Source organism: Promicromonospora noduliphila (assembly GCF_056951025.1).
Genome location: NZ_CM167806.1, coordinates 2,526,402 through 2,539,346, shown reverse-complemented (window position 1 = coordinate 2,539,346; position 12,945 = coordinate 2,526,402). Strand labels below are relative to the sequence as shown.

Genomic DNA, 12,945 nt, shown 5'->3' with positions numbered 1-12,945 from the left:
TGGGGCCGCGGCTACTTGATGATCAGCACCTTCGAGCGGTCGAGGGTGAGCGCGACGGCGGCGACGATGATCGCGCCGTAGAGGATCTGCTCGTAGGCCGAGGGGACGCCGACGATGGGCAGGCCGACGCGCAGCAGGGTCACCACGAGCGCCCCGGCGAGGCTGCGCCACAGCGAGCCGTGCCCGCCGGTGATGGCGGTGCCGCCCACCACGATGGCCGCCACCGCGGGCAGCAGCAGGTTGTCGGCCATGGTCGGGCTGCCGCTGAAGTTCCGGGAGACGAGCATGACGGCGGCCAGCCCGGCGCACGCGCCGGAGACCGTGAACGCGGCGACCTTGACCAGGTCGACCGGCGCGCCGCCCAGCCGGGCCGCCGCCTCGGAGTAGCCGGTCGCGCGGACCCAGCTGTCGAGCGGGGTGAGCCGCAGCACCAGGGAGACGGCCACGACGACGAGCAGCGCGACCACGAACGCCATCGGCACGACGCCCGCGACGTAGAGCGTGAGCCAGTTGGTGGCGTCGCGGTCGACCACCCGGATCGGGCCGGCGTCGGAGATCACCAGGGCGACCGCCGTGAAGATGCTCATGCCGCCGAGCGTGACGATGAACGACGGGATGCGCAGCAGCACGTGGGCGGCGCCCTGCAGCGCCCCGATCGCGCCGGTGACCGCGACGATCGCGACCGTGGTGAGGCCGCCGAGGTCGGGCAGCCACAGCGCGAAGAACACCGTGGCGAGCGAGCAGAGCGCGGCGATCGACAGGTCGATGCCACCGCACAGGACCACGAGGGTGGCGCCCGCCGCGAGCACGACCAGGGGCGCCGAGGTCCGGACCACCGCCGTGAGGCTGCTCAGGGAGAAGAACCCGGGGTCGGCTATGGTCAGCGCCGCGAGCAGCACGACGAGCGCGATGACGGGCATGAACGACGTGAGCCGCTGGCCCGTGGTGGGGCGCGACGTGACGGCGGCGTCCGGGGCCGGCGGGGTGAGGACGGGCGTGGACATGCTCAGACCATCTCCTTCACGAGGTCGAGCGGGGTCGGCTTGCCGCCAGGCGGGGCGGCGACCTCCGTGGTGGCGCGGCCGTCGCTCATCACGACGATCCGGTCGGACATGCCGATCGCCTCCTCCAGGCTGTCGGCCAGCAGCACCGTGGCCACGCCCGTGCCCGCGAGCTCGCGCATCAGGCGGTACACCTCGGAGCGCGCCCCGACGTCGAGGCCGCGGGTCGGGTGGTCGAGCAGCAGCAGGCGGACGTCGCCGGCCACGAGCCAGCGGGCCAGCACCACCTTCTGCTGGTTGCCGCCGGACAGCCGCTGGATGGCGGTGCCGCGGTGCGGAGTGCGGATCGAGAGCCGCTCGATCCAGCCGTCCACCAGCGTGGCCTGCTTGCGCGGCCGGACCAGGGGCCCGGTGGTCCGGGATCCCTGTTTGGTGAGCGTCATGTTGTCGGCCACCGACATCGGGCCGACCATGCCCTCGGTCTTGCGCTCGGCCGGGACGTACCCGATGCCGGCGGCGCACGCCGCGCGGGTGCCGGACAGGTCGAGCTTCTTGCCGTCCAGGACCACCTCGCCGGCCGTGACGGGCTCGGCGCCGAACAGCGCCCGGCACACGTCCTCCCGCCCGGAGCCGTGCACGCCGACGATGCCCACGATCTCGCCGGCGTGCACGTCGAGGTCGACGCCGCGGAACGTCCTGCCGGTCAGGCCGCGCACCACGAGGCGAGGCCTGCGGGGCTCGTCCGACCGCCCGGCGGCCGCGCCGTGGTAGTGGTCGTCCGACCCCGTGGAGCCGATCATCATGCGGTGCAGCTCGGCCGGGGCCGCGCCCGCCGCGGGCACCTCCCCCACCGTCCGGCCGCCGCGCAGCACGGCGACCCGGTCGCAGACGTCGAGCACCTCGTCGAGCCGGTGCGAGACGAAGACGACGGACGCGAACTCGCGCAGCCGCCGCACCTGGGTGAAGAGGGTCTCGATCTCCTTGGCCTCCAGCACCGAGGTCGGCTCGTCGAGGATGATCACCGGCGGGTGCGATGTGCGCTCCTCGATGCGGAGCACCTTGGCGATCTCGACCATCTGCCGGTCGGCGAAGCTCAGGGAGTCGGTGCGGGCCAGCGGGTCGATGTGCGACCCGATCTTGTCGAGCTGCTCCTGCGCGAGCCGCCGCATGGTGCCCCACCGGTAGATGCCGCGGCGCACGCCAGGGCCCTCGCTGCCGAGCACGATGTTCTCGGCGGCCGTGAGGTTGGGCACGAGCGACTGCTCCTGGAACACCATGCCGATGCCGTGGTTCGCGGCGTCGACGACGCTCCGCAGCCGCACCTTCTCCCCGCGCACCCAGATCTCACCGGCATCCGGCCGCACCAGGCCGACCAGCGCCTTGAGCAGCGTGGACTTGCCGGCCCCGTTCTCGCCGGCCAGGCCCAGCACCTCGTTCTGGCGCACGACCAGGTCCACGCCGTCGAGCGCCTTGACGCCCGGATAGTGCTTGACCAGGCCGCGCACCTGGAGGGCGGGCGAGGGCTCGGCCTGCGGGTCGCGGGTCTGCGGGTCCTGGGTCTGCGGATCGATGCTCACTTGGTCACCTGGTTCCTACGACGCTGCGGGATGACCGCGGCCGCGACGGCCGCGACGACGATGAGGCCCTGGACGCCGCCCTGCCAGTACGGGCTCACCCCGATCTGCACCAGGCCGTTGGTCAGCACCGTCACGAGCAGGACGCCGACCGTGGACTGGAGGATGCCGCCCCGCCCGCCGGTGAGCAGGGTGCCGCCGACGACGGCCGCCGTGATCGCGGAGAAGTCGTACCCCCGGCCCGCCTGCACGAGCCCGGCGCTGAGCTGGCTGGTCACCATCACGCCGGCGAGCCCGTAGAACGCACCGGCCATCGTGAACACCGCCACCTTGTACGGCGCGACCCGCACTCCGGACAGCGCGAGCACCTCCTCGGCGCCACCGATCGCCAGGGCGTAGCGGCCCAGGCGCGTGTACCGCTGCACCAGCCAGCCCACCAGCACGCACGCGAGCGCGATCCAGGTCAGGTGGGCCAGGCCGCCGAACCGCTCGACGGCCCAGCCACCCACCGTGGCGTCGGTGATGTTGGGCTGCACGCCCGCGAACAGCAGCGTCGCCACACCCAGGCCGACGGCGGAGACGCCGAGGGTGGCCATGAACGACGGCACCTTGAGCAGCACCAGGGCGAGCCCGCTGAGGCAGCCGAGCGCGGCCGCCAGCAGCACGGCGATGCCGACGCCGAGCAGCCCGAGGTCGTTGTCGTTGCGGTTGTTGGCGATCAGGAGGGCCACCGTGATCGCGGAAGCCCCCATGATCCCCGGCGCGGACAGGTCGATGGACCCCATCAGCAGCACGAAGCTGATACCGCAGGTCACGACCGCAAGCACGGCCGCGGCATCGAGCACGTTCTGCACGTTGGAGAGCGTGCGGAAGTCCGGGCTGAGAGCCGCGAAGATCCCGAAGACGACCACCAGGGCGGCCGGCGGACCGGCGTCCCGCAGCGACACCCCCCGCCGAGGCCGGGGGCGCCGCGCGGGCACGACGTCGGCGTCGGCTCCGGTGTCGGCTTCGGTGGGGGGTGCCATGGTCACGAGATCGCGCCCTGCGAGCGGCTGAAGAGGTTGTCGCAGGCGAAGTCGTCCTCGCTCGTCTCCGGGGAGACGAAGTCGGCCACGTTGTCCTGCTGGATGAGGAACTGCTCGGCGAACCAGGCGCGGTCGTCGTCCGCGATGTCCTCGACGGCGAGCTCGCCGGTGGCCACGCAGTACCCGATGGCCAGGCCGATGCCGCCCTGCCAGGGGCCGTCGCTGGAGACGGTGGCCGTCATGGCGCCGTCCTCGATGGCGGTGAGCGCGTCCGGCACGGCGTCGATGCCGACCACCGCGACGTCGTCGCGGCCGGCCTGCTCCAGCGCCTCCAGCGCACCGAGCGCCATGTCGTCGTTGGCGGCCCAGATGCCCTTGACGTCCTCGCCGTGCTTGGTGAGCAGCGTCTTGGTGACCTCAAGCGCCTCCGCGCGGGAGAAGTTGGCGGTCTGGTCGTCGAGCAGCTCGACGTCCGGGTTGGCGGCCAGCGACTCCTCGAGCCCGGCGAACCGGTCCTTGGCGGCGCCGGTGTCGAGGATGCCCTGGAGGGCGATGATGCCGCCAGAGCCGCCGATCGCCTCGGCCAGCGCGTCGCCGATCTGCCTGCCGGACTCCACGCCGTTGTAGGTGATGTGGGACAGCCAGTGGTCGTAGTCGGTGACGTTCAGGTCGGCCGGCTTGTTCCACTGGGTGACGAGGTAGGCGCCTGCCTCCTGCGCACCCTCGACGATGGGCGGGGTGTCGGAGTCGCCGTTGGGCAGGATGTTCATGACCAGGCACTCGGTGTCGCCCGCGAGGAGCTGGCTGATCTGCTCCTGCTGCCGCGTCGAGTCGCCGTCGTAGGTGAGCCGCTCCTGGGTGAGGCCGACCTGCTCGGCGAAGGCGTCGCCGCCGTCGAGCCATGAGGCCTCGTACGGGTTGGACTCGTTGCGGACCTGGCCCACGAGGGTGACGTCGGCCGGGTCGCAGGCGCCGCCCTCGGCGCTGCCACCGTCGCCGGCGGCCGTCTCGGTGCAGCCGGTGAGCGCGGCGGCCGCCAGGGCGACGCCCAGGGCGGCGGCCGTGCTTCGAGAGGTGAACTTCATTGTCGTTCCTCGATTTCGTTCGGTGCCGGTGTCCGGCGGTGGGGGTGACGGGGGACGGGTCAGCGGGCCATCCAGCCGCCGTCGACGACCAGGACGTGGCCGTTGACGTAGTCGGCGGCGGAGGAGCTGAGGAAGACTGCGGCTCCGGCGATGTCCTCCGGCGTACCCCAGCGGCCGGCCGGGATGCGTTCGAGGATGGAGCGGGAGCGGTCCGCGTCGTCGCGGAGCGCCGTGGTGTTGTCGGTGACCATATAGCCCGGCGCGATGGCGTTGACCTGCACGCCGTGCGGGCCCCACTCGTTGGCCAGCGCCCTGGTCACCCCGGCGACGCCGTGCTTGCTCGCGGCGTACGACACCACGCGCAGGCCGCCCTGGAAGGACAGCAGGCTCGCGACGCTGACGATCTTGCCGTGGCCGCGTTCGACCATCGGCCGCCCGAGCCGCTGGGTGAGGAAGAAGAGCCCGTTCAGGTTGACGTCGAGCACGCGCTGCCAGGCGTCGCGGCCGACGGCGACGGAGTCCTCGCGGTCGATGATCCCTGCGTTGTTGACCACGACGTCGATCTGGCGCGTGTCGTTCAGCTCGGCGCTGACCCGCTCCACCGCGTCGAGGTCGCTCACGTCGAGGTCCACGACGTCCGCCTTGGCGCCGAGTGCCACGACCTGGTCGCGGGTCGCCTCCTGGTTGCCCGGCCGGCCCAGCAGGACGACGTCGGCCCCCGCGCGGGCGAGGCCGAGAGCTACCGCCTGCCCGAGGCCGCGCCCGGCGCCGGTCACCGCAGCGCACCGGCCGTGCAGGTCGAAGGGCGAGCGCGGCGCGCCGCGCTCCGGGACGGCCGCCGCGCCGCTCACAGGTCCTCCAGCGCGACGGGGCTCAGGTCGGTGTAGACGTTGTTCTCCCCGGCCATGGCCCAGATGAAGGCGTACGACCCGGTGCCGGCCCCGGCATGGACCGACCACGGCGGGGAGATGACGGCCTCGCGGTTGCGCAGCACGAGGTGGCGCGTGGCACCGGGCCGGCCCATGAAGTGGAAGACGCGGTCGGTCTCGTCGAGGTCCACGTAGCAGTAGATCTCGGTGCGCCGGTCGTGCAGGTGCGGGGGGACGGTGTTCCAGACCGAGCCGCTGGCCACGACGGTCACCCCGAACTGGAGCACGGAGGTCTCCAGCTCCTGGCCCCAGGCGTAGCGGAAGAGGTTGCGCTCGTTGGCCGCCTCGGCCGAGCCGAGCGCCACCGGTTCCACCTCGCTGTGGACGAGCGCCCGGGTCGGGTACGTCGCGTGGGCCGGGGCGGAGACGAAGTAGAAGGCCGCGCCGGCGCCGCCGAAGGACACCTCGCTCCCCCGGCCGACGAACAGGCCGTCGAGGTGGTCGAGCTCGAACTTCTCGCCGTCGGCGACCACGTGGCCCGCGCCACCGACGTTGATCACGCCGAGCTCGCGCCGCGCGAGATGGGTCTCGGTGCCGAGCACGTCGGACCAGGCCGGCAGGCCGAGCTCGGCGGTGCCGGGCACGGCGCCGCCGATCACCATCCGGTCGTCGTGGGTGTACGTGGCCCGGACCTCACCGCTGACGAAGAGGTCTGCGACGAGGAAGCTGTCCCGCAGGTCCGCAGTGGTGGCCGTCTCCGCGCTGGACGGAGATGTCGAGTATCGAACCTGGATCACGGGGCCGCCTCTCGGTTTGTGAACTGCGTTCGTCTATGTGAACTCGCCTGACGATAGACGTGACCCAGCTCACGGGTCAAGGGGTCGAAACCTGTCCATGTATGCGAACTCGGGGGTAGGGTCAGAATCACCCCGGGGATCCCGGGCGTGCCGCGGAAGGATCAGGGGAGAGCATCCATGCAGCTACAGAAGGAACTCCGATCGGCAGGCGCCAACGACGCGGGCCCGGTCAAGTCGGCGGCCCGCGCCCTGGACCTGCTGGACGACATCGCGGCCAACGGCCCCGGGACCCAGCTGCAGCTCTCGACACGCCTCAACATCCCCAAGAGCAGCCTGCACGCGCTGCTGCGGACCATGGTCGACCGCGGCTGGCTGCAGACCGACCCCACCGGCAGCGTCTACCAGCTCGGCATCCACTCGCTCGTCGTCAGCTCGGCCTACCTCGACGGCGACCCGGTGCTGGCCCGCGCCACGTCCGTGCTCGACGAGGTGGCCGCGGCCACGCAGGAGACCGTCCACCTCGGCCGCCTCGACGGCGCCGACGTCATCTACACCGCCAAGCGCGAGTCGGTGCACCCGCTGCGCATGCACTCCGCCGTCGGACGCCGGCTGCCGGCGTACGCGACCTCGCTGGGGCGCGCCCTGCTCGCCGAGCTGCCGGCCGAGTCCCGGCGCGACCTGGTGCCGGAGTCGATCGACGCGATCACGCCGCACACGACCACCGACAAGGAGGCCGTGCTGGAGATCATCGACCGCGCGGCCTACGAGGGCTACGCCACCGAGAGCGAGGAGTCGTGCCTGGGCGTGCGCTGCTTCGGCGTCGCGCTCCCCTTCAGCCACCACGCCGTGGACGCCATGAGCGTCGCGGTGCCGATCAGCCGGCTCGGCAACGGGCGTGACGAGCTCATCATCGAGACGCTGCTCAGCGTGAAGGCGCGGCTGGCGGCCGTGCACGACAACAGCATGGTGCGGTGATTCAGCGGACCTGGTAGCTGCCGCGTATCACAACTGGATTTCTATGAATCCTCATCCAGAGTGAGGATGAAGCCAGCCGGTCAAAACCGGACACTATGCGCACAGGGGGCAAGGTCGCGTGATGACAACAGGTGACCGGCACGGCAACGCATCGGGAAGGGACCTCGACACCGACGATCCTGCCCGGCCTTCTCCGGCTCGTTCCGCTCCGGCGATCTCAGTGGTGCCTGACCTCGCGCTCCCCTTGGAGGTCAGCGGCCTCAAGCCAGAGTGCCGCTCGACGCGCGCCGCCATGCACGACTACCTCAACCGGCGCCTGGCGCCCCGCCGTCAGCACCGCCTGGAAAGCCACATGTACCGCTGCCCAGCGTGCATTCGCGCGTTCATCGACATCCGCCAGGTCTCCTGGATCAACCAGGGCGCGAGCCGGAACCGCAACACGCACGGGCACCCGCGCGTCGTCACGAGGCACCTCGCGGCTACGTCCTGAGTGCTGCCCGGGCGGCACCAGCCCGCATATTTTTCCATTTGCTGGAAGTTTCCATGAGCGGTACGTTTCTCGGGTGGCGGAGTCACGGCGGGAACGGAAGAAGCAGCTCACCAGGCAGCGCATCGTGCTGGCCGCCGTGAAACTGTTCGAGGAACAGGGCTACGACCAGACCACCGTCGCCCAGATCACCGCCGCGGCGGACGTCGATCCCAAGACGTTCTTCAACTATTTCGGCAGCAAGGACGAGGTCCTGTTCACCGGGATGGGGACGGACCTGGACGTGCTCTTCGATGCGATCGCCGCCCGCAAGCCGCAGGAGCGCCCGGGTGATGTGCTGCGCCGCGCGATCGGCGAGTTCGCCGCCGTACGCAGGGACAGGGTTCCGGCGAGGGATGCCGAGGAGCTGTCAGCGACGGCCCGGCTGGCCATGAGCACACCGGCGCTGCAGGCCAAGGGCCTCTACCTGCTGCTCGAGGTGCAGCAGAAGATGGCCGACGAACTGGTCAAGGCGTTCGGCGACGAGCTCGACCCGATCGACGCCGCGGCGATGACCGGCGGGGTGATGGGCGCGATCCAGCAGGCCAGCCTGACCAGCGTTCGGCTCGGCCGTTCCCAGACGGAGCTCTGGGAAGCGGCCGAGCGTGCCGTCGAGATCGCCACCGGCAGTCTCGATGCCAACGGGGAGAGGACCGGATCCGAATGACCTCGATGCGACAGCAGTTCGCTCGCGAGTCCCGACGCGCCCTGCGAGGCGGGAGCGAGGGGATCGCCCGGGCACAGCGGGCCCACCTCGCCGAGCAGGTCGCGTTCGCCAGGGCCGGCTCGCCGTACTACCGGGAGCTCTACCAGGGCCTGCCGGACGACGTCGACGACCCGCGGCTGCTGCCGGTCACCGACAAGCCGAAGCTCATGGCGCGCTTCGACGACTGGGTGACCGACCGGGAGGTCACGCGGGAGAAGGTCGAGGCGTTCGTGGCGGATCCGGGTCTCGTCGGCCACCGGTTCCTCGGCAGGTACCTCGTGGCGACGTCGTCCGGCACCAGTGGCCTGCGCGGCCTGTACGTGCTGGACGAGCGGACCATGGCCGTGGAGAACGCCCTCGGGTCACGCGCGGGCAACCTGCTGGGCTTTCGTGACGCCGTGCGGATGGCCACCCGCGGCGGCCGGACGGCGGTCGTCACGGCACCCGGCGGGCACTTCTACACCGTCGCGGGCACTGCGCGGTTCCAGCTCGACCACCCGCGCCTGGGCAGGAGCATGCGGGTCTTCTCGATCGGCCTGCCGCTGCCGGAGCTGGTCGAGCAGCTCAACGAGTTCAACCCGGCGGTCCTGACGGGCTTCCTGGGCATGCTCACGGTCCTGGCCGGCGAGCAGGAGGCCGGGCGGCTGCGCATCCGCCCCGCGATGGTCATCCCCGGCGGCGAGACCCTGACCACCGACCTGCGGGACCGCTTGGCAGCCGCGTTCGGGGCCAAGGTCCGCGCCGCCTACGCCTCGACCGAGTGCAGCTTCGGCTTCGGGTGCGAGCACGGCTGGTACCACATCAACAGCGACTGGGCGCTCCTGGAGCCCGTCGACGCCGACTACGAGCCCGTACCGCCCGGCGAGCTGTCCCACACGGTGCTGATCAGCAACCTCGCCAACCGGGTGCAGCCCTACCTGCGCTACGACCTGGGCGACTGCATCCTGGTCCGGCCCGACCGGTGCCCGTGCGGGAACGTGCTCCAGGCCGTCCAGGTGCAGGGACGCGCCGTCGACATGCTCACCTTTCCCACGCGCGACGCCACGCCGGTCAGCCTGTCCCCGATGCACTTCGGCACCCTGCTGGACAAGATCCCTGGCGTCGGCCAGTTCCAGATCGTCCAGACCGAGCCGGCCACGTTGCGCGTACGCCTGCGGGTCACCGAAGGCGCCGACGTCGACCACGTGCGCCGAACCGTCCGCGACCAGATCGGCCGGCTGCTGACCGAGCAGAAGGCCGACCAGGTCACTGTCGAGTTCACCGACGAGCTGCCGCAGCAGACGTCCGGAGGCAAGTTCCGCAGGGTCATCCCGCTCGCTGCATCGTGACCCCGGGCTCGGGGCCCGGGGCCGGGGGCCGGCGGCCGGTCGAACGTGAGAGCACTCAAGGAGTGCGTCACGCGTCGGCCGGCGCGCGGTCCTGCGCGCCGGTCGCAGCGATGCTCGTGTCCAGCCGCAGCGCGGCCACCAGCTCGCGGTAGAGCTCGTCCGTCTCGAGCAGCTCGGCATGCCGGCCGACCGCCCGGACGCGGCCGTGGTCGAGCAGCACGATCTGGTCGGCGTCGATGACCGTCGAGATCCGGTGGGCGATGGTCACGACGGCGCCGGTGCTCGCCACGTCCCGGATTGCCGCGGCCAGCGCCGCCTCGGTGAGGCCGTCGAGCTGCGCCGTCGCCTCGTCGAGCAGCAGGATCTCCGGTCGCGCCACCAGCGCCCGCGCCACCGCTACGCGCTGCCGCTCACCGCCGGAGAGCTGCGCGGCGCTGACCTCGGTGTCCAGCCCCTCCGGCAGCACCGCGACCCGCTCGGTCAGGCGCAGCGCGTCGACCGCCGCCCACAGCTCGGGATCGGTGGCCCCTGGGGCCGCGTAGGCGAGGTTCTCCCGCAGGGTGCCCGGCACGATCGGGGTGTCCTGCTCGACGTAGGCGATCCGCGACCGGATCTCGTCGGTGGTCCATTCCCCGTAGGGATGACCGTCGAGCTCGACGTGCCCGTCCTGCGGGCTGAGGAACCGGAGCAGGAGCGACATGATCGTCGTCTTGCCCGCGCCGGAAGGCCCGACGATCGCGGTGTGCCCGCGCCGCGGCACCTCGAGGGTCACGCGGTCGAGCGCCGGCGCCGCCGCGTCGTCCGCCCCGGGATACCGGTAGGTGACCTCGTGCAGCCGCAGGACCGGCGGCTCGACGTCGGAGGCGGTGCCGTTGCGTGCCGCGCGCGGCGCGCCCGACCCGGGGACGTCGTGGTCGGTCTCCAGGCCCATCTCCTCGACCTCGCTGATCCGGGCGGCCGCCGCGAGCCCCGACTGCAGCGACGTCAACGACATCGTCAGGAGCATGACCGGCATCATGAGCTGGAACACGTAGAGCAGGAACGCCACCAGCGTCGTCACCGTGATCGCCTCGGTCGACACCCGCCAGGCCCCGACGCCGAGCAGCAGCATCACGGCCAGGTTGACGCCGACGCCGGTGATCGTCCACGACACGTTCTCGAGCTTGACCGCCCGGATGCCGCTCCGGGCGGACGCCTCGGCATGCCCGGAGACCCGTTCGGTCTCGCGGGACTCGGCACGGGCCGACTTCACGGTCCGCAGGGCGCGGACGACGCCTTCGAGGCGTCCGCCGAGGGCGCCCACGTGCTCCTGCGCCTCCTGCTGCGCCCTGGACAGCCGCGGCATGAGCGCGACGACACTGACGGCGGCGAGGGCCAGGACGGCGACCGTGACGCCGAGCAGCACGACGTCGAGGTAGGCCATCAGCACGATCGCGCCGACCAGGCCGATGATGCCGTTGACGAAGTTGACCACGCTGGACGTGGTCGCCTCGCGGATGAGCAGCGTGTCCGAGGTGACGCGCGTGACGAGCTCGCCGGCCGGCCGTGCCGTGACGTCGGGGACACGAGCGTGCAGCAGGTGACGCACGAGGCCGGTGCGGGCCGCCAGGATGATGCGCTCGGCCAGAGTACCGAGCATGATGCCCTGGACGAGCCCCATCACGGAGCCGGCCACGAGCAGGACGGCGAGGATCGTGATCGGGGTACGCAGGGAGTCGGATGCCTCCAGCCCGTCGAGCACGGCCTTGGTGACCAGCGGCGTCACCAGCTCGGCCGCCGTGGCCACCGCACCGAGCACCAGGGCGACGACGAGCACCGCCTTGTGCGGGCGGGCGTAGGCCCAGAGAATCCGCGCCTTGTCCTTGGTGGTCCGTTCCTCGGGTGTCGTCACGCCGCCCTCTGCGGTGTCGTCGGTCGTTGCGCTCTCTTGCACGTTGTCGCTCCATCCATCGCTGTACCACCCCGCGAGCCATCTCGTACAGGTGCGATCTATTCTGCGACACGACTGTCGCATTAAGCAACTGAATTGTGCCGCGCAGGGTGACCGCCTACGCTCAGGCTGGTGACCACGGAGCAGATCGAGCGAGGGGCCCGCGCCCGCACGCGGCAGGCGGTGCTGGACGCGGCGGCCGCCGTGTGGGCGCGCGACTTCTCCGCCTCGCTGAGCGCCATCGCCGAGCGCGCCGAGGTCAGCCGCTCGACCCTGCACCGCTACTTCACCGATCGCCAGGCCCTCATCGACGCCCTCCTCCTCGACTCGCTGGCGCGGCTGGAGACCCTGGACGACGGCGGCGCGGCGACCGTCGCGGCGATGGACGTGCTCGAGCAGTACCTGCGCGCCGGCGTCGACATGGGCGACCGCGTGATCTTCCTGTTCGCCGACCCGAACAGGTTCGAAGGCAACCCCCACTGGCCGGCCGACGACGGCGACGACGAGATGCGGGCCCTCATCGACCGTGCCCGCGCGGAGGGGGCGATCGCAGCAGGGATCCCGACCTCCTGGGCCATCATGCTGTACTACGCGCTGCTCTACTCCGCCGCCGAGGTCAGCAGCCAGGATCTGCCACGGCATGTCGCTGCCGACCTCGCGGTGCAGTCGTTCCGGCGTAGCGTGGCGCCCTGAGGGCTGGGGCGGGTCGACGTCGGTGGGTCGGGCGGCGTTGTCGGGCAAGCCTGGTCGGGTGGTCCGGTCGGGCGCAGGGCCCGAGGTGGGGTAGTATTTCCGTCGGCCCCACGGGGCCGAACCGGTAGCCTTGAGCGTGCTCAGGGACACCGCGGGCTGTGGCGCAGCTTGGTAGCGCACTTGACTGGGGGTCAAGGGGTCGCAGGTTCAAATCCTGTCAGCCCGACCGATCGCCCCTCACCTGTTTCCGCAGGTGAGGGGCGTTTTTCATTGGCTCGGAACCCCTGCTCGCGGCGCGCTTCCGGACGGGACTTGTCCCCGCTCCGTCCCCGATCCCGGACTCATGCCGTCTCCGCGTCGTCAGCGGCCGGCGTCTCGGTTGCCGCACTGCCCGATGCCCACCAAGCCCCGAACGTGGTGCCAGCGTCGGTCAGCG

General features: G+C 71.5%; 12 protein-coding genes and 1 tRNA gene. 6 read left to right on the top strand and 7 right to left on the bottom strand.

Features of this window, described 5'->3' with window-relative positions; all coding sequences use genetic code 11:
* Positions 1-11 precede the first annotated feature (11 nt).
* The 6 genes from AC0QU1_RS11140 to kduI are packed head-to-tail and all read right to left on the bottom strand — an operon-like array spanning position 12 to position 6,351.
* Entirely contained in the window at positions 12-1,004 is a 993-nt protein-coding gene (locus AC0QU1_RS11140; RefSeq protein ID WP_483576439.1) for an ABC transporter permease, read from the bottom strand.
* Between the two features lie 2 nt (positions 1,005-1,006).
* Complete coding sequence (locus tag AC0QU1_RS11135; protein WP_483576438.1) at positions 1,007-2,578, bottom strand: sugar ABC transporter ATP-binding protein; 1,572 nt, start codon at positions 2,576-2,578, stop codon at positions 1,007-1,009.
* Positions 2,575-3,600, bottom strand: a complete 1,026-nt coding sequence (locus AC0QU1_RS11130) for an ABC transporter permease (protein WP_483576675.1) — start codon at positions 3,598-3,600, stop codon at positions 2,575-2,577. Before AC0QU1_RS11130 ends, AC0QU1_RS11135 begins: the two co-directional genes overlap by 4 nt.
* 2 nt (positions 3,601-3,602) lie before the next feature.
* Positions 3,603-4,685: a sugar ABC transporter substrate-binding protein gene (locus AC0QU1_RS11125; RefSeq protein WP_483576437.1), complete on the bottom strand. Its 1,083-nt coding sequence runs from the start codon at positions 4,683-4,685 to the stop codon at positions 3,603-3,605.
* A gap of 59 nt (positions 4,686-4,744) precedes the next feature.
* Positions 4,745-5,536, bottom strand: coding sequence for a 2-dehydro-3-deoxy-D-gluconate 5-dehydrogenase KduD (gene kduD / locus AC0QU1_RS11120; RefSeq protein WP_483576436.1), 792 nt, complete (start codon positions 5,534-5,536; stop codon positions 4,745-4,747).
* Positions 5,533-6,351 carry a 5-dehydro-4-deoxy-D-glucuronate isomerase gene (gene kduI / locus AC0QU1_RS11115; protein WP_483576435.1) on the bottom strand — a complete coding sequence of 273 codons (819 nt, stop codon included), beginning with the start codon at positions 6,349-6,351 and terminating at the stop codon, positions 5,533-5,535. The genes kduD and kduI overlap by 4 nt, the downstream gene beginning before the upstream one ends.
* 177 nt (positions 6,352-6,528) lie before the next feature.
* Here kduI and AC0QU1_RS11110 point away from each other — a divergent pair, with 177 nt between their 5' ends.
* The 4 genes from AC0QU1_RS11110 (at position 6,529) to AC0QU1_RS11095 (ending at position 9,886) form a co-directional block, all read left to right on the top strand.
* A complete protein-coding gene (locus AC0QU1_RS11110) occupies positions 6,529-7,326 on the top strand; it encodes an IclR family transcriptional regulator (protein WP_483576434.1) in 798 nt (265 codons plus the stop codon).
* Positions 7,327-7,549: 223 nt separating this feature from the next.
* Positions 7,550-7,816: a zf-HC2 domain-containing protein gene (locus tag AC0QU1_RS11105; RefSeq protein ID WP_483576433.1), complete on the top strand. Its 267-nt coding sequence runs from the start codon at positions 7,550-7,552 to the stop codon at positions 7,814-7,816.
* A gap of 73 nt (positions 7,817-7,889) precedes the next feature.
* Entirely contained in the window at positions 7,890-8,519 is a 630-nt protein-coding gene (locus tag AC0QU1_RS11100) for a TetR/AcrR family transcriptional regulator (protein WP_483576432.1), read from the top strand.
* Complete coding sequence (locus AC0QU1_RS11095; protein WP_483576431.1) at positions 8,516-9,886, top strand: phenylacetate--CoA ligase family protein; 1,371 nt, start codon at positions 8,516-8,518, stop codon at positions 9,884-9,886. Before AC0QU1_RS11100 ends, AC0QU1_RS11095 begins: the two co-directional genes overlap by 4 nt.
* Before the next feature lie 67 nt (positions 9,887-9,953).
* Here the strand turns inward: AC0QU1_RS11095 and AC0QU1_RS11090 are convergent, their stop codons facing one another.
* Positions 9,954-11,819 (bottom strand): ABC transporter ATP-binding protein, encoded by a 1,866-nt coding sequence (locus tag AC0QU1_RS11090; protein ID WP_483576430.1) that lies wholly within the window; start codon positions 11,817-11,819, stop codon positions 9,954-9,956.
* Between the two features lie 129 nt (positions 11,820-11,948).
* Here AC0QU1_RS11090 and AC0QU1_RS11085 point away from each other — a divergent pair, with 129 nt between their 5' ends.
* The gene (locus AC0QU1_RS11085) at positions 11,949-12,509 is read left to right on the top strand and encodes a TetR/AcrR family transcriptional regulator (protein WP_483576429.1); all 561 of its coding nucleotides are present in this window, start codon (positions 11,949-11,951) and stop codon (positions 12,507-12,509) included.
* Between the two features lie 152 nt (positions 12,510-12,661).
* Positions 12,662-12,735, top strand: a tRNA-Pro gene (locus tag AC0QU1_RS11080).
* Positions 12,736-12,945 lie beyond the last annotated feature (210 nt).

Bases quoted from the DNA above. Each gene is read 5' to 3' on its own strand.
- AC0QU1_RS11140 (WP_483576439.1), bottom strand. From the start codon at position 1,004: ATGTCCACGCCCGTCCTCACCCCGCCGGCCCCGGACGCCGCCGTCACG.
- AC0QU1_RS11130 (WP_483576675.1), bottom strand. From the start codon at position 3,600: ATGGCACCCCCCACCGAAGCCGACACCGGAGCCGACGCCGACGTCGTG.
- AC0QU1_RS11125 (WP_483576437.1), bottom strand. From the start codon at position 4,685: ATGAAGTTCACCTCTCGAAGCACGGCCGCCGCCCTGGGCGTCGCCCTG.
- AC0QU1_RS11110 (WP_483576434.1), top strand. From the start codon at position 6,529: ATGCAGCTACAGAAGGAACTCCGATCGGCAGGCGCCAACGACGCGGGC.
- AC0QU1_RS11095 (WP_483576431.1), top strand. From the start codon at position 8,516: ATGACCTCGATGCGACAGCAGTTCGCTCGCGAGTCCCGACGCGCCCTG.